This window comes from Paraburkholderia sp. HD33-4, from assembly GCF_021390635.1.
Taxonomy (GTDB): domain Bacteria; phylum Pseudomonadota; class Gammaproteobacteria; order Burkholderiales; family Burkholderiaceae; genus Paraburkholderia.
Map to the genome: position 1 here is coordinate 3765586 of NZ_JAJEJS010000001.1, position 18143 is coordinate 3783728.

At 64.7% G+C, this 18143-nt stretch carries 17 protein-coding genes; 9 read left to right on the top strand and 8 right to left on the bottom strand.

Features of this window, described 5'->3' with window-relative positions:
* Positions 1 to 6 precede the first annotated feature (6 nt).
* Positions 7 to 450: a MarR family winged helix-turn-helix transcriptional regulator gene (locus L0U84_RS16700; RefSeq protein WP_129957901.1), complete on the bottom strand. Its 444-nt coding sequence runs from the start codon at positions 448 to 450 to the stop codon at positions 7 to 9.
* Between the two features lie 136 nt (positions 451 to 586).
* On the opposite strand from L0U84_RS16700, the gene L0U84_RS16705 reads away from it, so the two are divergent.
* The gene (locus tag L0U84_RS16705) at positions 587 to 2125 is read left to right on the top strand and encodes a DHA2 family efflux MFS transporter permease subunit (RefSeq protein WP_233851235.1); all 1539 of its coding nucleotides are present in this window, start codon (positions 587 to 589) and stop codon (positions 2123 to 2125) included.
* Between the two features lie 23 nt (positions 2126 to 2148).
* On the opposite strand, the gene L0U84_RS16710 is transcribed toward L0U84_RS16705, so the two are convergent.
* Positions 2149 to 2889: a FadR/GntR family transcriptional regulator gene (locus L0U84_RS16710; protein WP_442794011.1), complete on the bottom strand. Its 741-nt coding sequence runs from the start codon at positions 2887 to 2889 to the stop codon at positions 2149 to 2151.
* 186 nt (positions 2890 to 3075) lie between these two features.
* On the opposite strand from L0U84_RS16710, the gene dgoD reads away from it, so the two are divergent.
* The 4 genes from dgoD (at position 3076) to L0U84_RS43810 (ending at position 6442) form a co-directional block, all read left to right on the top strand.
* Positions 3076 to 4224, top strand: a complete 1149-nt coding sequence (gene dgoD / locus L0U84_RS16715; RefSeq protein WP_233851237.1) for a galactonate dehydratase — start codon at positions 3076 to 3078, stop codon at positions 4222 to 4224.
* A 118-nt stretch (positions 4225 to 4342) separates the two neighbouring features.
* Positions 4343 to 5638 carry an MFS transporter gene (locus tag L0U84_RS16720; RefSeq protein WP_233851239.1) on the top strand — a complete coding sequence of 432 codons (1296 nt, stop codon included), beginning with the start codon at positions 4343 to 4345 and terminating at the stop codon, positions 5636 to 5638.
* Positions 5639 to 5878: 240 nt separating this feature from the next.
* Positions 5879 to 6181 carry a hypothetical protein gene (locus tag L0U84_RS16725; RefSeq protein ID WP_233851240.1) on the top strand — a complete coding sequence of 101 codons (303 nt, stop codon included), beginning with the start codon at positions 5879 to 5881 and terminating at the stop codon, positions 6179 to 6181.
* A 24-nt stretch (positions 6182 to 6205) separates the two neighbouring features.
* Complete coding sequence (locus L0U84_RS43810) at positions 6206 to 6442, top strand: YodC family protein (RefSeq protein WP_267939648.1); 237 nt, start codon at positions 6206 to 6208, stop codon at positions 6440 to 6442.
* A gap of 226 nt (positions 6443 to 6668) precedes the next feature.
* Here the strand turns inward: L0U84_RS43810 and L0U84_RS16735 are convergent, their stop codons facing one another.
* Positions 6669 to 7598, bottom strand: a complete 930-nt coding sequence (locus L0U84_RS16735; RefSeq protein WP_233851242.1) for a copper resistance D family protein — start codon at positions 7596 to 7598, stop codon at positions 6669 to 6671.
* Positions 7595 to 7969: a copper homeostasis periplasmic binding protein CopC gene (gene copC, locus L0U84_RS16740; RefSeq protein WP_233851243.1), complete on the bottom strand. Its 375-nt coding sequence runs from the start codon at positions 7967 to 7969 to the stop codon at positions 7595 to 7597. Before copC ends, L0U84_RS16735 begins: the two co-directional genes overlap by 4 nt.
* Before the next feature lie 397 nt (positions 7970 to 8366).
* Here copC and L0U84_RS16745 point away from each other — a divergent pair, with 397 nt between their 5' ends.
* The 4 genes from L0U84_RS16745 to L0U84_RS16760 all read left to right on the top strand — a co-directional run bounded on the left by L0U84_RS16745 (position 8367) and on the right by L0U84_RS16760 (position 12997).
* The gene (locus L0U84_RS16745; RefSeq protein ID WP_233851244.1) at positions 8367 to 9098 is read left to right on the top strand and encodes a c-type cytochrome; all 732 of its coding nucleotides are present in this window, start codon (positions 8367 to 8369) and stop codon (positions 9096 to 9098) included.
* Positions 9099 to 9119: 21 nt separating this feature from the next.
* Positions 9120 to 10421, top strand: a complete 1302-nt coding sequence (locus tag L0U84_RS16750; protein ID WP_233851245.1) for a c-type cytochrome — start codon at positions 9120 to 9122, stop codon at positions 10419 to 10421.
* Positions 10422 to 10553: 132 nt separating this feature from the next.
* Positions 10554 to 11174: a PAQR family membrane homeostasis protein TrhA gene (gene trhA, locus L0U84_RS16755; RefSeq protein WP_233851246.1), complete on the top strand. Its 621-nt coding sequence runs from the start codon at positions 10554 to 10556 to the stop codon at positions 11172 to 11174.
* Positions 11175 to 11398: 224 nt separating this feature from the next.
* A complete protein-coding gene (locus tag L0U84_RS16760; protein ID WP_233851248.1) occupies positions 11399 to 12997 on the top strand; it encodes a DEAD/DEAH box helicase in 1599 nt (532 codons plus the stop codon).
* A gap of 59 nt (positions 12998 to 13056) precedes the next feature.
* Here the strand turns inward: L0U84_RS16760 and L0U84_RS16765 are convergent, their stop codons facing one another.
* The 4 genes from L0U84_RS16765 to ggt all read right to left on the bottom strand — a co-directional run bounded on the left by L0U84_RS16765 (position 13057) and on the right by ggt (position 18121).
* Complete coding sequence (locus tag L0U84_RS16765) at positions 13057 to 13590, bottom strand: hypothetical protein (protein WP_233851250.1); 534 nt, start codon at positions 13588 to 13590, stop codon at positions 13057 to 13059.
* Positions 13591 to 13701: 111 nt separating this feature from the next.
* The gene (locus tag L0U84_RS16770; protein ID WP_233851252.1) at positions 13702 to 14529 is read right to left on the bottom strand and encodes a ferritin-like domain-containing protein; all 828 of its coding nucleotides are present in this window, start codon (positions 14527 to 14529) and stop codon (positions 13702 to 13704) included.
* A gap of 384 nt (positions 14530 to 14913) precedes the next feature.
* A complete protein-coding gene (locus L0U84_RS16775) occupies positions 14914 to 16284 on the bottom strand; it encodes an MFS transporter (RefSeq protein WP_233851254.1) in 1371 nt (456 codons plus the stop codon).
* Positions 16285 to 16480: 196 nt separating this feature from the next.
* The gene (ggt, locus tag L0U84_RS16780; protein WP_233851256.1) at positions 16481 to 18121 is read right to left on the bottom strand and encodes a gamma-glutamyltransferase; all 1641 of its coding nucleotides are present in this window, start codon (positions 18119 to 18121) and stop codon (positions 16481 to 16483) included.
* Between the last annotated feature and the right edge of the window lie 22 nt (positions 18122 to 18143).

Here is an 18143-nt window from a genome sequence, read left to right on the forward strand (position 1 = left end):
GACGCTTCAGCGATCCACCAGCCGGCTCAGATTGCCGCGCACCCGCTGCAGCAACGCGATCAACTGCGCCGCTTCTTCATCGCTGAAACCATTGAGCGCTTCGAGCGCGACCTCGTCGCCGACCTTGCGCGCCTTGCCGAGCGTGCGCTCGGCCTTCGGCGTCATGCGCACCTGGCGTTCGCGGCGATCCTGCGGATTCGCGGTCCGCTCGATCCAGCCGCCCTCCTCCATCCGGTCGAGCAGCCGTCCCGCCGAGATCGGCGCGACCTCGAGCAGATCAGCGAGCCGCGCCTGATTGATGTCGCCGTAGTGGCCCAGATAGGCCAGCACGCGACACTGCGCGCGCGTCAGATCGACCGACGACTTCGCGAGATCGTCGAAACGCTTGCCCGCCAGCCGGCCGACGTCGTAGATCAGAAAGCCGAAGCGCTCTTCGAATTGGGTTTTCATGCGCGGATTATACGGAAGCGCTTCGGCGTACAACGCGACCGCGCATGCGTTCTAGCGTCAGCACAACTCCCGATAGCGCAAACCCGCATAGCCGATATACTAAGCATGCTTACTATATCGACCCTCCCCACCGTTCATGTCTTCCGCCTCTACGCCGGCGAGCGCCACCGAGTTGCTCAACCGGCCAATGATCACGATCTCGATCATGCTCGCGACGCTGATCCAGACGCTCGACAGCACGATCGCCAACGTGGCGCTGCCGCATATGCAAGGCACGCTGTCCGCGTCGCAGGACGAGATCACGTGGGTGCTGACCTCGTACATCGTCGCCGCCGCGATCGCCACGCCGCTCACCGGCTGGCTGTCGGACCGCTTGAGCGTGAAGCGGCTGCTGCTGATCGCGATCGGCGGCTTCACCGTGTCGTCGGCGTTGTGCGGGCTCTCCGAGACGCTGACGCAGATCGTCGTGTCGCGGCTGTTGCAAGGGATCTTCGGCGCGTCGCTGGTGCCACTGTCGCAATCGATCCTGCTCGACATCAACCCGCGCGAAAAGCAGGGCCAGGCGATGGCCGTGTGGGGCATGGGCGTGATGGTCGGGCCGATTCTCGGCCCGACGCTCGGCGGCTGGCTCACCGACAGCTACAACTGGCGCTGGGTGTTTTTCATCAACGTGCCGATCGGCGCATTCGCGCTGTTCGGGGTCGCCACCTTCCTGCCGACGCGCGAGCCGAAGCACGACGTGAAGTTCGACGCGTTCGGCTTCATCACGCTGGGCCTCGCGATCGGCGCATTGCAGGCGATGCTCGATCGCGGCGAGCAGCTCGACTGGTTTTCGTCGACCGAGATCGTGATCGAGGCGCTCGTCGCGGCGATCAGCTTCGCGTTCTTTCTGGTCCATACAGCCACGGTCGGCGAGCGCTCGTTTTTCAAATACAAGTTGCTGAAGGACCCGAACTTCGCGACCGGCACGTTCTTCATCTTCGTGATCGGCGCGGTGATGTACGCGACGCGCGCGCTGCTGCCGCCGATGCTGCAAAACCTGATGGGCTATCCGGTCGCGACCACCGGCCTCGTCACGGCGCCGAGCGGCGCCGGCACGATGGTCGCAATGCTGATCGCCGGCCGGCTGCTGAAGCGCGTCGACGCCCGGCTGCTGTTGCTCTGCGGCTTCCTGATTTCAGCGTTCGCGCTGTGGCAGATGATGCAGTACACGATCGTGCTGTCGGCGTCGAACATCGTATGGCCCGGCGTGATCCAGGGCTTCGGGCTCGGTCTCGTGTTCGTGCCGCTGTCCGCGCTGACGTTCTCGACGTTGGCGCCGGAGCTGCGCGCGGACGGCACCGCGACGTATAGCCTGATGCGCAATATCGGCAGCAGTATCGGTATTTCGATCGTGCAGACGCTGATGACGCGTAACACGCAGATCTCGCACGCGGACCTCGCGGCGAACGTCACGGCGTTCAATCCGGCGCTCCAGTCGATGCTCGACGGCGGTTCGAACTACGACATCGCGGCGCTGAACGCGTCGATCACGCAGCAGGCGGCGATGGTCGCGTATCTGAACGACTTCAAGCTGATGTTCGTGGCGACGCTGCTGGTGATCCCGCTGTTGCTGCTGATCCGCCCGTCGCACAAGGCGCCGGATGCGTCGGCCGCGCATGCGGCGATGGATTGAGATCCAGTCCGGCGAAGCCCGCCTCAGCCCTCGATCCGCCCGCGCGTCACGCCGAGCAATGCCGCCATCGCCGCGTACGCCGCGGCGGCGTCGCGCGATCGGATCGCGTCGAACACCGCCGTGTGCTCGGCGAGCGACGCGTTGAACACATCGGCGCGTTTCGCATTGAGCCGCAACTGTGCCTCGAGCGTGCGTTCGATCAGCGCGCCAAGCGGAATCAGCAATTCGTTGCTGCACGCGGTGAGCACGCACAGATGGAACTGCAGATCTGCCCGCACCCATTCGTCGACGTTACGTGCCGCCACCATCGCGGCATGCGCGGCCGCCAGCGCGCCCATCGTGGCGTCGGTGTACGCGGCGGCCGCGAGGCCGGCAGCGTATGGCTCGATCATCTCGCGCATTTCCTGCAGCTTGAGCGCGAATGCCATCGGTTCGGCGACGCGCGAATACCAGTCGAGCAGATCGGCGTCGAGCAGATTCCACGCGGACTTGACCCGCACGCGCGTACCGACGCGCGGCCGCGATTCGATCAAACCTTTCGACGTCAGCGTGCGCAGCGCCTCGCGCAGCACCGTGCGGCTCACGCCGAACGTCTCCATTAACTCGGCTTCGCGAGGCAGGATCGACTCCGGCGCATAGTCGCCGCGCAGAATCGAGGTCGCTAGCAGTTGGGTGACTCGCCCGTGCAGATCGTGCGGAATGATTTTTCTCCTCGCGGTTGGTGGTTTCGTAGCTCGACGCGGCGACAAGTATTCCAAATCCAACCACCAATTCCAAATCTCACCACTATGTGGCAAATAATACTATTAATAGTACTTTAGCGCACTTTTGTTGTAGCATGGAACCCTCGAAAACCTTTGGCAGGCGCCGAGGCCTGCTGCAACCATCTCGCATGAGCTCTGAATAGGCGCCGAAGCGCCTGCTCCGACCGGCATAGGAGACACACCGCCATGAAAATCACCAAGCTCGAAACCTTCATCGTCCCGCCGCGCTGGTGCTTCCTGAAGATCGAGACCGACGAGGGCATCGTCGGTTGGGGCGAGCCGGTGGTGGAAGGCCGCGCGCATACGGTCGCCGCGGCCGTCGAGGAACTGTCCGATTATCTGATCGGCAAAGACCCGCTGCTGATCGAGGATCACTGGCAGGTCATGTACCGCTCGGGCTTCTATCGCGGCGGCCCGATCACGATGAGCGCGATCGCCGGCGTCGATCAGGCGCTGTGGGACATCAAGGGCAAGCATCACGGCGTGCCCGTGCATGCGCTGCTCGGCGGCCAGGTGCGCGACAAGATCAAGGTGTACTCGTGGATCGGCGGCGACCGTCCGAGCGATGTCGCGAACAACGCGCGCGCGGTGGTCGAGCGCGGCTTCAAGGCCGTCAAGATGAACGGCTCGGAAGAACTGCAGATCATCGACACTTTCGACAAGGTGCAAGGCGTGATCAACAACGTCGCGGCCGTGCGCGAGGCGGTCGGGCCGAACATCGGCATCGGCGTGGACTTCCACGGCCGCGTGCACAAGCCGATGGCGAAGGTGCTCGCCAAGGAGCTCGATCCGTACAAGCTGCTGTTCATCGAAGAGCCGGTGCTGTCGGAAAACGCCGAGGCGCTGCGCGACATCGTCAATCAGACCAACACGCCGATCGCGCTCGGCGAGCGTCTGTATTCGCGCTGGGACTTCAAGCACATCCTGTCGGGCGGCTACGTCGACATCATCCAGCCGGATGCGTCGCACGCGGGCGGCATTACGGAATGCCGCAAGATCGCCGCGATGGCCGAAGCCTACGACGTCGCGCTCGCGCTGCATTGCCCGCTCGGCCCGATCGCGCTCGCAACCTGCCTGCAGATCGATGCGGTCAGCTACAACGCGTTCATCCAGGAACAGAGCCTCGGCATCCACTACAACAAGGGCAACGATCTGCTCGACTACATCAGGAACCCGGAAGTCTTCAAGTACGAAGACGGCTTCGTGTCGATTCCGCAGGGCCCGGGGCTCGGCATCGAGGTCAACGAAGAGAAGGTGCGCGAGATGGCGAAGGTCGGCCATCGCTGGCGCAATCCGGTGTGGCGTCACGCGGACGGCAGCGTCGCCGAATGGTGATCTGAACACCTGAGCGAATCACGCGGAGTGCCGCCGGCGGGCGGCATTCCGGCTCCGCGCGGCTTGCGCCGCACCCATCACCCGCCGTCGATAGAAAAACATCAAGAGGTTCACCTCAGTGGAGACGACCCACATTCACGTTCGCACGCAAGCGACCGGCAAACGGCATCGCCTGCTCGCGATGCTGTTCATCACCGTAGTCATTACGTATCTCGATCGCAGCAATCTGTCGATCGCCGCGACCGCGATCGGCCAGGACCTGCAGCTCGATCCCGCCCAGATGGGTCTCGTGTTCTCGGCCTTCGGCTGGTCCTACGCGCTGCTGCAGATTCCGGGCGGCATGCTGGTGGACCGCACGCGCCCTCGCCTGCTGCTCGCGCTGATCATCGGGCTGTGGTCGCTCGCGACGCTGCTGCAGGGCTTCGCCAGCGCGTTCGCGATGCTGCTGTCACTGCGCGTGCTGCTCGGCGCGCTCGAAGCACCCGCCTATCCGACGCTCAATCGCATCGTCACCACGTGGTTTCCGGACCACGAGCGCGCGCGTGCGATCGCCAGCTACACGTCCGGCCAGTACGTCGGGCTCGCGTTCCTGACGCCCGCGCTCGTGCTCACGCAGGAACACTTCGGCTGGCAGGGCGTGTTCTTTCTGACGGGCGCGATCGGCATTGGCTGGGCGCTGGTCTGGTACGCGCTGTACCGCGAGCCGTCCGAGGCCACCGACGTCAACGCCGCCGAGCTCGACATCATTCGCGCGGGCGGCGGCCTCGTCGAACTCGGCAACACGCAACGCGTGCGCACGCGCTACACCGCCGCCGACTGGCGCGCCGTGCTCGGCAACCGCAAGCTGTGGGGCGTGTATATCGGCCAGATCGCGGTGACCTCGACGCTGTGGTTCTTCCTCACCTGGTTTCCCACCTACCTCGTCAAGTACCGGCACATGGACTTCCTGAAGGCCGGCTTCATGGCGGCCGTGCCGTTTCTCGCGGCGTTCGTCGGGATTCTCGGCTCGGGGCTGCTGTCGGACTGGATGATCCGGCGCGGCGTGTCGGCCACCGTCGCGCGCAAGGTGCCGATCGTCACCGGCCTGTTGCTGTCGACGGCGATCGTCGGTGCGAACTACGTCGACACGCCCGCGATGGTGATCCTCTTCATGGCGATCGCGTTCTTCGGCAGCGGTTTTTCGTCGATCACTTGGGTGCTGGTGTCGTCGATGGCGAAGAAGGAACTGCTCGGCCTGACCGGCGGCATGTTCAACCTGATGGGCAACCTGTCGTCGATCTGCGTGCCGGTGGTGATCGGTTTCATCGTCAAGAACAGCGACTTCAAGCCCGCGTTGATGTTCATGAGCGCGGTCGGCGTGGTCGGCGCGCTGTCGTATCTGTTCCTCGTGGGCAAGATCGAGCGCATCCGCTGACGCTTCGTTCGTCATTGCGCCTGCGCGTCACGGCCACCTGACGCGCAGGGCCGTCGCAGTAACGTGACATCCCGGACCGCGGCGGCACGAACAGACGTTCGAGCGCCGCGGCCCGCCCTGCCTCATTCCCCGCCAAGCCTTATCCCGCCTGGCTTTCGCGACGTTTGTTCGGTATCGGACATACGCATGGCCTGCTCCTTGCTGAAATGCGTGCAAATAACGCACGCAGTGGGGAACACCATGGGCGAATTCCTTCCTGACTATCTGATTCGTGAACAGGCGGCGGTCGGCGCGCTGGTCGCCTTCGGCGTGCTGCGCGTCATCGGTGCGATGCTCGCGTATGAGCGCGGATGGAACATCTCGGTGGTCGAGAAATGCTTTATCGCCGCGGCGGTGCTGTACTGCGTGCCGCAGATTTTCGATCTGCTCACGCAGATGGTCGGCTCGCACGCGGCGGTCGCCGAACTCGAAGGCAAGACCGCGGGCTGCGCGATCGCGTTGTTCTGCGCGCCGATTCTCGGCCATCGACTCGGCTTCGAGTAAGCGGGCTTCGCACCTGAGCGCGCGATGCGACTGACGCCACCACTCAGAATCAGATCCGCGAAACGGGCGTTTCGCGCGGGCGACGTGCTTCGGCTAAAGTCCGGCGGCCGCCCGATGACGGCGACGTGGCGCGGTCGCGTGCTGTTCGCGCCGGGCAACTGGCTGATCTGCCAATGGTTCAGCGACGCGGGCGAACTACAGCAGGAGATGTTTGCGGAGGAGACGCTGGAACGGGCGCGCGACGACGCGCCCGTTGCCTGACGAGTAGTAGCGGATGCGCTGGCCACCGCCAGGCGACCGTGTGTATTGCGCCGCACGTGTTCGGAGTGCGGCGTTTTTTTATGCGGCGCTTATAACGGCGCTCATGCGGCGCTGTCGCGCGGACTATGTCGCAGAACTGATGCGTGATGGACGGGCACGGCCTTCACGCATCCATCACGCAGCCATCGAACAGCGGTCGAACACGCATGCCGCGCCCCCGTTGCGTTCAACCGAGCGCCGCGAACGCCGGCACGGTATGCGACAACGCGGCCGCGACGACGAACACGCCGATCATCACGAGCGCTTCCAGATACATCACGTTGACGAAGGTGTGCGCATCCATCGTCGACGCGGTGCGACGCAGACGCGGCAGCGCCGAGCTCCGGTTCAGTCCGCCGAGCACCAGCGCGAGCGCGACCAGCACGAACTTCAGCGTCAGCACGTGACCCCACGTGCTCACCTGAATCGCTTCGAACGAACCGCCCGAGCCGCGCACCGCGTTGAAGACGCCCGACAGCAACACCAGCGCGACCGCGACGATCGACACATTCGACACCTGGGTCGCCGTGCGGATCAGCATGCCGCGCGCGGTCGATGCGCCGAGCGCCGGCAGAACCGCGAAGCCGGAGGCCATCACGAGTCCGCCCCATACGCTCGTCGCGAGCACGTGCAGCGTCTGCATGCCGATTGCGGCCGACATGACGCCGGCATCGGCCGCATGACCGAGCGACGCCTTGCCCGCCGCGATCGCGAGCACCGCGAGCCACAGCAGCGTAGTGCGCAGCATGCCGGTGCCATGGCTCAGCGCGGTGCCGAGCAGCACCAGCGCGCCGCCGAACGCGACGCTCCAGCCGTAGCCGACATGCGTTTGCGTCAGCACCGTCGGCACCACGCCGAACGCCGCGGGCAATGCGACGCCGCTCATCGACGCCGCCTGATACAACAGCCAGCCGAGATCCGCGAGCACCAGCACGAGGGTGGCCGCGAGCATCGAGCGTTGCGCACGTATCAAGCCGGGGCGCGCCGGCGACGTGCTCGCGAGGCCGTCCTTCGCAAGCCATGCGCCGAGCAGTGACGAGCCGACCGCGAAACCAAATGCGACGTTCATGAGCGCGGCCATTGCGACCTGCCCGATCCACAGTCCGTCGAAGTTCATTTGACGTTGAACGCGAAGTCGCCTTGGGTGCGATGGCCGTCGGTGGCCACCGCGATCCAGTGCACCGCGTAGCGGCCGCTCGTCAGTTGTGGCAGCGCGAGGCGCATCACGCGGGCGTCCGCGCCGTCGACCGTCGACGCGCCCGGCGTCGCGGGCTTGCCGCTTGCATCGGCGAGTGTGATCTTGCTGAACGCGGGCTCGAGCGGCTCGGTGAAATGGATCGTCACGTCGGCGGGCGCGTCGGTCTCGGCATTCGCGGCCGGCACGCTCGAGATCAGATGCGCATGCGCGAACGCGGTGGACGACATGGCCAGCGCCAGCGCGCCGGACATCAACGCACGCAGCGTCGAGGAAAAATCGAATAGCTTCATGTAAGGCCGATAGCGGATGAGAACGAACGGAACATAGCCGGGCCGGCGACGCGTAGCGTCTCTACGACGGCCGGCGAGCCCGGAAGTGTACGCTTCGATGGCGCGCGCGGGGATCGGTTCAACCTGGCTCGAGCGAATGTGCCGCGCGACGTCGTGCTTGCGGCGACGTGGCGGCGATTATTTTTTAGGCACGGAAGTGCATTGACCACGACGCACGACGCATCTGAAGTCCGAAACTGGCAAACGCGGCAGACTGTCGCATGGCGGTCACACCTGAAACCGCATCTAATGCGGCAAATAGTCACCATCACCCTTCGATGATAGAATGCTGCGTCGCCGCAGCGACGGCTGTCCTTCACACCGAGCCGCCCGAAGTTCGGTCAGGTCCCCGATTCTGATGGAGTTACGCGTGTCTTCAAGACGCCTCTTCCGCCCGTTGCTTGCCCTTCTGCTGATCGGCTCCGCGGGTGTCTATAGCGCTGCGAAAGCGCAGACTCAACCGAAGGCCCCCGACACGATGGAAGCGCGCGTGCAAGGCTGCACGGCCTGCCATGGCTCGCATGGGCAAGGTACCGACAACGACTACTTCCCGCGTCTCGCGGGCAAACCGGCGGGATATCTGTTCAATCAGCTGCAGAATTTCCGTGAAGGGCGCCGCAAGTACCCGCCGATGAACTACCTCGTCACGTATCTCTCCGACGACTACCTGCATCAGATCGCCACCTTCTTCTCGCAGCAGCGCCCGCCGTATCCGACGCCGGCCAAGCCGACGGTCTCGGCCACCACGCTCGCGCGCGGTCAGGAGATCGTGCTGCACGGCGATGCCGCGAAGCAGGTGCCCGCTTGCGCGGCCTGCCACGGCAAGGCATTGACCGGTATGGAACCGGCGATCCCGGGTCTCGTCGGACTGCACGCCGACTACATCAGCGCGCAGCTCGGCTCATGGCGCTCGGGTACGCGTCACGCGATCGCGCCGGACTGCATGCACACCATCGCCACGCGCCTGACCGACGAAGACGTGAACGCCGTCGCGGCCTGGCTTTCCACGCAGCAGGCTCCGCAAAACCCCGTGCCGGCTCCGGCCCGCTCCTTGAAGACTCCGCTTGCCTGCGGCAGCGAACCGCAATAAGGCGCCGGGAGAGACATTCAAATGAAACGCAAGTCTTTGTTCGCCCTCTCGGCAGTCGTCGTGGTCGCGGCCGCCGCACTCGTTCCCGTCCTGTGGTCGGGCGGCGACCATCTGCATAGCAGCGGCGTGGCCGTGGCGGCAACGCCCGCGGACCAGGCCGACCTGATCAAGAAGGGCGAGTACCTCGCCCGCGCCGGCGACTGTATCGCCTGCCACACGGTGCGCGGCGGCCAGCCGTTCGCGGGCGGCTTGCCGATGGCCACGCCGTTCGGCACGATGTTCACGCCGAACATCACGCCGGACGACCAGTACGGCATCGGCAAGTGGACCCAGGACGACTTCTATCGCGCGATGCACACCGGCCGCTCGAAAGATGGCAGCCTGCTCTATCCGGGCTTCCCGTTCACGAGCTACACGAAAGTCACGCGCGCCGACGCGGACGCGATCTACGCGTACCTGCGCTCGGTCACGCCGGTCAACGTGCCGAGCCGTCCGCACGAACTGAAATTCCCGTTCAACCAGCGCAACATGCTGATCGGCTGGCGCACGCTGTTCTTCCGTGAAGGCGAGTTCAAGCCGGATCCGACCAAGTCGGTCGAATGGAACCGCGGCGCGTATCTGGTCGAAGGCCTCGGCCACTGCGGCATGTGCCACACGTCGATCAACGCGATGGGCGGCCCGGTCAACTCGGCGGCGTTCGCGGGCGGTCTGATTCCGTTGCAGAATTGGTACGCGCCGTCGCTGACGTCGAACCGTGAAGCCGGCCTCGGCGACTGGGATCTGAAGGACATCGCCGATCTGCTGAAGACCGGCGTGTCGAACCGCGGCGCGGTGTTCGGTCCGATGGCCGAAGTGGTTCACAACAGCCTGCAGTATCTGTCGCCCGAAGACATCAACGCGATGGCGACGTATCTGAAGACGATTCCGCAGAAGAGCGAAGCACCGGAACCGATGCAGCTCGAAACCTCGGAAAAGTTCGGCGGCGAACTGTTGAAGCAAGGTCAGAAGATCTACGCTGACAACTGCGCGAAGTGCCACGCGGAAAATGGTCTCGGCCAGCCGCCGGCGTTCCCGCCGCTTGCGAACAACCCGTCGATCCAGATGCCGTCGGCGGTCAACCCGATCCGCATGGTGCTGAACGGCGGTTATCCGCCGAGCACGGAGGCGAACCCGCATCCGTACGGCATGCCGCCGTTCGCGCAGGCTCTGTCGAATCAGGAAGTCGCGGCGGTCGTGACGTACATCCGTATGTCCTGGGGCAACCACGGCACGGCCGTATCGCCGCAGCAAGTGGCCGAACTGCGTTCGGCGCCGCTCGACTAAGCAGGGTTTGACGCACCCCGGGCGCGGCCTGCGAAATTCGCGGCCGCGCCCTTCGTTTTTTCAGGACCGGTATCATGTGGGCCTGTTTGTGTTGGTGGTCGCCTTCGTGGGACCGTGCAGGAGGAAAGAGTCGTGCCCTTCGGTGAGCGTTTGAACAGCATCACCCATCTCGTCGGCGCCGTGCTGTCGGTGGTGGGGCTGGCGGCGCTCGTCACGATGGGAGCGCTCGACGGCGACGCGTACAAGGTCGTCAGCTTCAGCGTGTATGGTGCAATGCTGTTCGTGCTGTATGCGATTTCGACGCTGTATCACAGCGTCAGTCATCCGCGTCTGAAGGCGATTCTGCAGAAATGCGATCATTCGGCGATCTACCTGCTGATCGCCGGCAGCTACACGCCGTTCACGCTCGTCACGTTGCGTGGACCGTGGGGCTGGTCGCTCTTCGGCGTGAGCTGGGGGCTCGCTGCCCTCGGCATCGTGCAGGAACTCACGCTCGGGCGACGCACCCGCAGCGTGTCGATGGTGCTGTATGTGTTGATGGGATGGCTCGCGCTCGTAGCCGTCCGCCCGCTGGTGCAGGCTCTGCCGGCCGCGGGGACCGCGTGGCTCGTGGCCGGCGGCGTCATCTATAGCGCCGGCATCTATTTCTTCATCAACGACGAGCGCATCCGCCACGGACATGGTATCTGGCACCTGTTCGTACTGGCGGGCAGTCTGTGTCAATTCGTCAGTGTCGCGCGCTATGTCGCGTGACATTCCACGGCGACGAATTGCAACTTAAGGCCAGTCGACGTGTCTGCATAGCGCGTTGAAACATTCGGCACATCTGTGAGCGTGCCGCCGATTTCTCCGTGAACGGAACCGGGCTTCGGCCTCGCACACGCCATGCGGGCGTGTCGATGCCGCGCTGGTTTTCCGCGTTGGGGTCCGTTGGGCCCAGCGGGGCCGTTCGCGAAACTGCATTGCAAAGAGCTTTTATGTCTTTTGATTCCCTCGGCTTGTCCGAACCGCTGGTCCGCGCTGTCAATGAACTCGGCTACACCAGCCCGACTCCGATCCAGACTCAAGCGATCCCGGCCGTCCTCAACGGCGGCGATCTGCTCGCCGGCGCGCAAACCGGCACCGGCAAGACCGCCGGTTTCACGCTGCCGATCCTGCAGCGTTTGAATTCGATGCAGCCGGCCGCCGGCGGCAAGCGCGTGGTGCGCGCGCTGATCCTCACGCCGACGCGCGAACTTGCCGCCCAGGTCGAAGAAAGCGTGCGTGCGTACGGCAAGTATCTGAAGCTGAAGTCGACCGTGATGTTCGGCGGCGTCGGCATCAATCCGCAGATCGATGCGTTGAAGCGCGGCATCGATATCGTCGTCGCGACGCCGGGCCGTCTGCTCGATCATATGCAGCAGAAGACCATCGACCTGTCGCATCTCGAGATCCTCGTGCTCGACGAAGCCGACCGCATGCTCGACATGGGCTTCATCCACGACATCAAGCGCGTGCTCGCGAAGCTGCCGCCGAAGCGTCAGAACCTGCTGTTCTCGGCGACCTTCTCCGACGAGATCAAGGCGCTCGCCGACAGCCTGCTCGACTCGCCGGCGCTGATCGAAGTCGCGCGCCGCAATACGACCGCCGAAACGGTCGCGCAGAAGATTCACCCGGTCGATCGCGACCGCAAGCGCGAGCTGCTCACGCATCTGATCCGTCAGCACAACTGGTTCCAGGTGCTCGTGTTCACGCGCACCAAGCACGGCGCGAATCGCCTCGCCGAGCAGCTGACGAAGGACGGCATCAGCGCGCTCGCGATCCACGGCAACAAGAGCCAGTCGGCGCGCACGCGCGCGCTCGCGGAGTTCAAGGACGGCACGCTGCAGGTGCTGGTCGCGACCGACATCGCCGCACGCGGCATCGATATCGATCAACTGCCGCACGTGGTCAACTTCGATCTGCCGAACGTGCCGGAAGACTACGTGCACCGTATCGGCCGCACCGGGCGCGCGGGCGCGACGGGCGAGGCGGTGTCGCTCGTGTGCGTCGATGAACTGCAGTTGCTGAAGGACATCGAAAAGCTGATCAAGCGTCCGGTCCCGCAGGAAGTGATCGCCGGTTTCGAGCCGGACCCGAGCGCGAAGCCGGAGCCGATCCAGCGGCGCGGCCAGGGCGGCGGCGGGCGTTCGCCGCGCCAGGGACAAGCTACGGGGCGTCGTGATGGCGCGGGTGCGGGTGGCGGCGCATCGGCGAACCCGGCCAAAAGCGCGGCTAAAAGCGCGGCTCAAGGCTCCGGTCAGCGTTCGGGACAGGGCACGGGTCAGCGTTCATCGAACGCTCAGCCCGCACCGCGGCCGCAAGGCGCGAAGCCGGCCGGCAACGGTGGGCAGCCGCGCCGCGAGGCACAGCGTCACGACGATCGTCCGCGCACTGCAGCACATGATGGCGGTGCCGCGCACCATGCGCCGCGCAAGCCGCAAGGCAATCGTTCGCACAACGGCGGCAATCCGGGCGCACTGCTCGGCGGCGGTGCGAAGCGCAACGATGCGCCACGAAGCACGCAATCGTCGCGCAACGGCGAGCGTGGCCGTTAAGCGTCGCCGTGCCTGAAGGCTGCCGTTCGATCAGCCGTTAGCGCTTCACTGCTCGAAGACTAACGGCTGCTCGCGGCGGCGGCCCGCTTCAAATGCTCGACCTGCTGTTCCCATCGCTCGAGCACCGCACTCCCCTCCCCCTGCAATTCGAATGTGATGCCGCCTGTCAGGCGCGCATAGCGGACGCTTTGCGCCTCCGCCGTGTCGATCGAGCCGAGCAGATAGACGAGGCCGCTGTCGTCGCCGGCAACGCCAGGCAGCGCCGCTACACCTAATTGCACCTGATAGAACGCCTCGTCGCAGACGAAGCTCAACGCCGCGCGCCCGCTTTGAGAGATCGCGCGCGTCGCCCGCGCCTGCGGCCATAGCGCGATGCACAGCGTGCGCGAGTCGGGCGCATAGAGTTCGCCGACGCTCAGCAGCGATGTGCGCACGTGGCCGTTCGCATCGACGCTCAGTAGCGACGCGGTGAAGCCCACCTTGTCCGCAAGCGACGAACCGTCGAACAACGCGCGCACGTTGGCCGGCCATTCGTCGAACACGTTCTGTTCGAGCGGACGCGCGGACCCGGATGCGGAAGAGGAATCGCTCATGCCATTGGTCCAGTCGAAGTAGTCAGCGAAGCTCGATCATGCCTCGAAAAGGCCAAAGCCCGCATCAGCGGGCTTTGCTTCCTGTTTCTCTTCGTCGGGTCCATGGAAAGCTCACCGAAAGAACACGTGCTGAGTGATCTTCGCGAGCGGGTAATGCAAGCCCGGCTGAATGCGCGCCGGCAGATCGAGCGGCTTGAGCAGCATTTTGATGCACATGTCGGCGGACAGATTGCGCCGCACCAGCTTACTGATGCGCGCGGCGCGCTCGCGGTTATACGCGCAGTCGTGCACGCGCTCCGGATAGCGAATAGCGAACACGTGCCGCAACGCGATCTCCGAATCTTCGTTCTTGATCTCCATCACGCGACGCATCAACGCGCCGAGCACCGCGAGCCGGCCGTTGCCCTCGATCCGGTTGTACTTCTTGAAGTACTTGAAAAAGTGCTTGTAGTGACGGACTTCGTCGGTGCGGATGTTGTCGGTGATCTGCTTGAGCACCGCTTCGTCCGAGCACTCGTTGATCGCGCGATACAGCGTCGCGGTGCCCGTTTCGACGACGCAACGCGCGACCATCTCGAGCGCGCGGGTCTTTTCGAAATCCTCGACCGAGCATGTCAGCGAATACTCGCCCATGAAATTGCGGAACGCGGTGTCCCAGTCGAACTCGGGCCATACATACGCGATATAGGTCTTCAGCGCCCGGCCGTGCTGCATTTCCTCGGGCTCCCACTCGTGGTTGAGCCAGGCCGAGACCTCGGGGTCGTCGTTGAAAAACGTACTCAGATTGCTGGTGTAGAGATCGGTGCCGCTTTCGATGAACGAAGCCGCGCACAGCAACAGCAGCAGGTCTTCGTTGGCCGCGGCCTTCTGCCGGTCAATGCGCGTCAGATCGATGTCCTCGATCCGCCAGGGCATGACATGCTTCAGCTCTGTGTGCATCGTGTCTTGCTCCCATGCTGTACCGACCCGTGGAGTTCTTCGCAACTGCCCCCGCGCTCGCCGTGATGTTTCTCCGTGCCGGATACAACGCCGTGAATTAGAGTTGGGCCCTTGTACTCTGCATGTTAGCCGGAGATATCCGACCATGCAGATCACACAGCACTGACCATGCCGCATCGACGCAGTTCCGATTCCAAGATAGTCGAAATCTTCCAACGTATTAAAACGTCGTGCACGAGGAAAAAAAAAGCCAGCCCAAAAGGCTGGCTTTACGGACAGATGTCAGACCCGGCGGGGTTGACGGCCCGGGCGGTGCCGCCCGGCGGGTCCATCGGCGGTTCCATCGGCTGGCCCCAGGCGCCCCCTTAGCCGGCTACCACGCCCTCAGGCAGGTTGGACGTTGCCCGGGAGTGCACGCACCCGACGCATGCGCAGCGCGACGATGATCAGCGACACGCCCGACAGCACCGCCGCCAGCAGCACGTAATAACTTGGCGCGAGTTTGTCGCCGGTCAAATGAATGAAGGTTTCGACGATGGTCGGCGCGAAGCCGCCGAAGATCGTCACGCCGATGCTGTAACCGATTGAAAGGCCCGTCGAGCGCACCTCGGTCGGGAAGATCTCCGACATCAGCGCTGGCATCGGTCCCGAGTAAGAGGCCTTGAAGAGACCGGCGACGCCCTGCAGCACGAGCAGCCAGCCAATCGTCGGATGGGTCTGAAGCCATGCGAACATCGGATAGATCAGCAGGCCCATCAGAATCGACGTGGTCAGCATGATGCGAATGCGGCCGATGCGATCGGACAGCGCGCCCATGATCGGCGAGAAGATGAACTGCATGCCGCCGTTCAGCACGACCACGCCGAACGACGCGGCGGCCGCCATATGCAGCTGCTTGACCGCATAGAGCGGCATGTAGAGCTGCAGCACGTACACGCCGACCGTCGACTGCGCAACGATGCCGATCGCGAGCAGCAGGTTGACCCAGTGATTCGAGAACGACGCGTCCTTCGTTTCGTTCACGACCTTGTGCTCGCCAGCCGCCTCGCTCGCCGCGCGCTCTTCACGCATTGCGAGGAATTCGGGCGTCTCGTCGAGATGCGAGCGGATGTAGTAGCCGACCGGTCCGACCAGCAGACCGAACACGAACGGCACGCGCCAGCCCCAGCTGTTCAGATGCTCGGCCGGCAGCCACGCGGTCAGCAGTGAACCGAACGCCGCCGCGGTGATCGCCGCGAGACCCTGGCTCGCGAACTGCCAGCTTGCGTAGTAGCCGCGCCGCGTCGCACTGTGCTCGACCATGAACGCGGTCGCGCTGCCGAACTCGCCGCCGACCGCGAAGCCCTGCACGAGCCGCGCGAGCAGCACCAGCAGCGGCGCCGCGAGACCGATCGACGAAAACGGCGGCATCACGGCCATCGTGAAAGTACCGACCATCATCAGCGCGATCGCGAGCGTGAGCGCCGCCTTGCGGCCCTTGCGGTCGCCGTACACGCCGAGCACGATTGCGCCGAGCGGGCGCATCAGGAACGAGATGCCGAAGGTGGCGATCGCGAGCAGCGTGGACAGCCATTCGTCCTGCATCGGGAAGAACTGTTTCGCGATGATCGTCGCGAAGTAGCCGTACACCAGGAAGTCGAACCACTCGAGCGCGTTACCGATCGACGACGAGAAAACGATCCGCCGCACCATCGCTTTCGAAAGCGGTGCGGCGTGAGGGGAAGCGGTCGTCGAATGCGACGCGGGGGTGTTCATGATGGTCTCCTGCTGGTTTGCTGCGTGATATGTGTTGTAGGTGCGCACCGCCTGCGTCAGCGAGGCGGCGCAGCGCACGCGCAAGAGCGCGGCATGCGGGATGCCGCGGCTTACGTGGCTTACGTGTTACCTCTGGCTGCGTGCCGGGAGCCAGGTTCCTGCGCGGACCCCGGCTCCGGGCGTTGCCTCGTTCTTGCTAGAAACCGGCCGCGAGTCCGTCGCGGCGGCTGTCGCTGGCCGCCACGTAGCCGCGCTCCGGCTCGTTGCGATCCAGCTTCCAGATGAACTGGCCGGAGCCGAAGTCCATGTACGGATCGTCGACCGACTTGATCGTGTGGCCGAGCTTCTGCAGGCCCTCGGTGGTCTTCGGGTCGAGCGTCGATTCGATATCGACCGTGAAGTCGCGGTTGACCTTCCAGCGCGGCGCATCGCACGCGGCCTGCGGCTGCTGACCGTAGTCGAGCATGCGCACCACCGTTTGCAGATGGCCTTGCGGCTGCATGTCGCCGCCCATCACGCCGAAGCTCATCACCGCTTCCTGCTGGCCGTTCACCTGCTGCGTGAGGAACGCCGGAATGATCGTGTGGAACGGCCGCTTGCCGCCCTCGACGACGTTCGGCGACTTCGGATCCATCGAGAAGCCGCAGCCGCGGTTCTGCAGCGCGATGCCGCTGTCCGGCACCACGACACCCGAGCCGAAGCCCATGTAGTTCGACTGGATGAAGCTGACCATCATGCCGTTTTCGTCCGCAGCCGACATGTAGATCGTGCCGCCCGCCTTCGGCATGCCGAAGTCGAAGTGGGTCGCGCGCTTCGGATCGATCAGCTTCGCGCGCGAGCTCAGATACGCGTCGTCGAGCATCTGCTCGGGCGTGACTTCCATCGAGCGCGGATCGGCGACGTAGCGGTACAGGTCGGCAAACGCGAGCTTCATCGCTTCGATCTGCAGATGCTGCGACTCGACGCTGTCGACCTTCAGCGACTTCACGTCGAACTTTTCGAGGATGCCCAGCGCCACCAGCGCCGCGATGCCCTGGCCGTTCGGCGGAATCTCGTGCACGGTGTAGCCGCGATAGTCCTTGCCGATCGGCTCGACCCAGTCCGCGCGGTAGTTGCGCAGGTCGTCGGCGCTCAGCGCGGCGCCGCCTTCGCGCGCGAACGCGGCGATCCGCTCGGCGATCTCGCCTTCGTAGTACGCGCGCGGGCCTTGCTCGGCGAGCAGGCGTAGCGTCTTCGCGTGACCGGGGAAGCGCACCAGCTCGCTGACCTCGGGCGCGCGGCCGCGCGGCATGAAGGTCTGCGCGAAGCCCGGCTGGTCCTTCAGCTCCGGGATGGCATTCGCCCACTTGTACGCGACGATGCTCGCCACCGCGTGACCGCGCTCGGCGATCTCGATGGCCGGCTCCATCAGGTCGGCGAACGGCAGCTTGCCGAACTTTTGATGCAACGCTTCCCAGCCAGCGATCACGCCCGGCACCGTGACGGCATCCCAGCCGCGCTTCGGCTGCTTCGCGAGACCGTTTTCCTCGCCGTATTTGCGCTTGAAGTAATCGACGTTCCACGCCGCCGGCGACACGCCCGACGCATTCAGACCATGCAGCTTCTTGCCGTCCCACACGAGCGCGAACGCGTCGCCGCCCAGGCCGCACGACACCGGCTCGACCACCGTGATCGCCGCGGCCGCGGCGATGGCAGCGTCGACGGCATTGCCGCCCTTCCACAGCATGCGCAGCCCGGCTTGCGCGGCGAGCGGATGCGAGGTCGAAACGATATTGCGTGCGAACACGGGCAGACGTTGCGTCGGATAAGGGTTTTGCCAGTTGCTGAAGCCAGTCATGTCGAACACTCTCGAAAGCGCG

Bases quoted from the DNA above. Each gene is read 5' to 3' on its own strand.
- L0U84_RS16700 (WP_129957901.1), bottom strand. From the start codon at position 450: ATGAAAACCCAATTCGAAGAGCGCTTCGGCTTTCTGATCTACGACGTC.
- L0U84_RS16705 (WP_233851235.1), top strand. From the start codon at position 587: ATGTCTTCCGCCTCTACGCCGGCGAGCGCCACCGAGTTGCTCAACCGG.
- dgoD (WP_233851237.1), top strand. From the start codon at position 3,076: ATGAAAATCACCAAGCTCGAAACCTTCATCGTCCCGCCGCGCTGGTGC.
- L0U84_RS16725 (WP_233851240.1), top strand. From the start codon at position 5,879: ATGGGCGAATTCCTTCCTGACTATCTGATTCGTGAACAGGCGGCGGTC.
- L0U84_RS43810 (WP_267939648.1), top strand. From the start codon at position 6,206: ATGCGACTGACGCCACCACTCAGAATCAGATCCGCGAAACGGGCGTTT.
- L0U84_RS16735 (WP_233851242.1), bottom strand. From the start codon at position 7,598: ATGAACTTCGACGGACTGTGGATCGGGCAGGTCGCAATGGCCGCGCTC.
- copC (WP_233851243.1), bottom strand. From the start codon at position 7,969: ATGAAGCTATTCGATTTTTCCTCGACGCTGCGTGCGTTGATGTCCGGC.
- L0U84_RS16745 (WP_233851244.1), top strand. From the start codon at position 8,367: ATGGAGTTACGCGTGTCTTCAAGACGCCTCTTCCGCCCGTTGCTTGCC.
- L0U84_RS16750 (WP_233851245.1), top strand. From the start codon at position 9,120: ATGAAACGCAAGTCTTTGTTCGCCCTCTCGGCAGTCGTCGTGGTCGCG.
- L0U84_RS16760 (WP_233851248.1), top strand. From the start codon at position 11,399: ATGTCTTTTGATTCCCTCGGCTTGTCCGAACCGCTGGTCCGCGCTGTC.
- L0U84_RS16765 (WP_233851250.1), bottom strand. From the start codon at position 13,590: ATGAGCGATTCCTCTTCCGCATCCGGGTCCGCGCGTCCGCTCGAACAG.
- L0U84_RS16770 (WP_233851252.1), bottom strand. From the start codon at position 14,529: ATGCACACAGAGCTGAAGCATGTCATGCCCTGGCGGATCGAGGACATC.
- L0U84_RS16775 (WP_233851254.1), bottom strand. From the start codon at position 16,284: ATGAACACCCCCGCGTCGCATTCGACGACCGCTTCCCCTCACGCCGCA.
- ggt (WP_233851256.1), bottom strand. From the start codon at position 18,121: ATGACTGGCTTCAGCAACTGGCAAAACCCTTATCCGACGCAACGTCTG.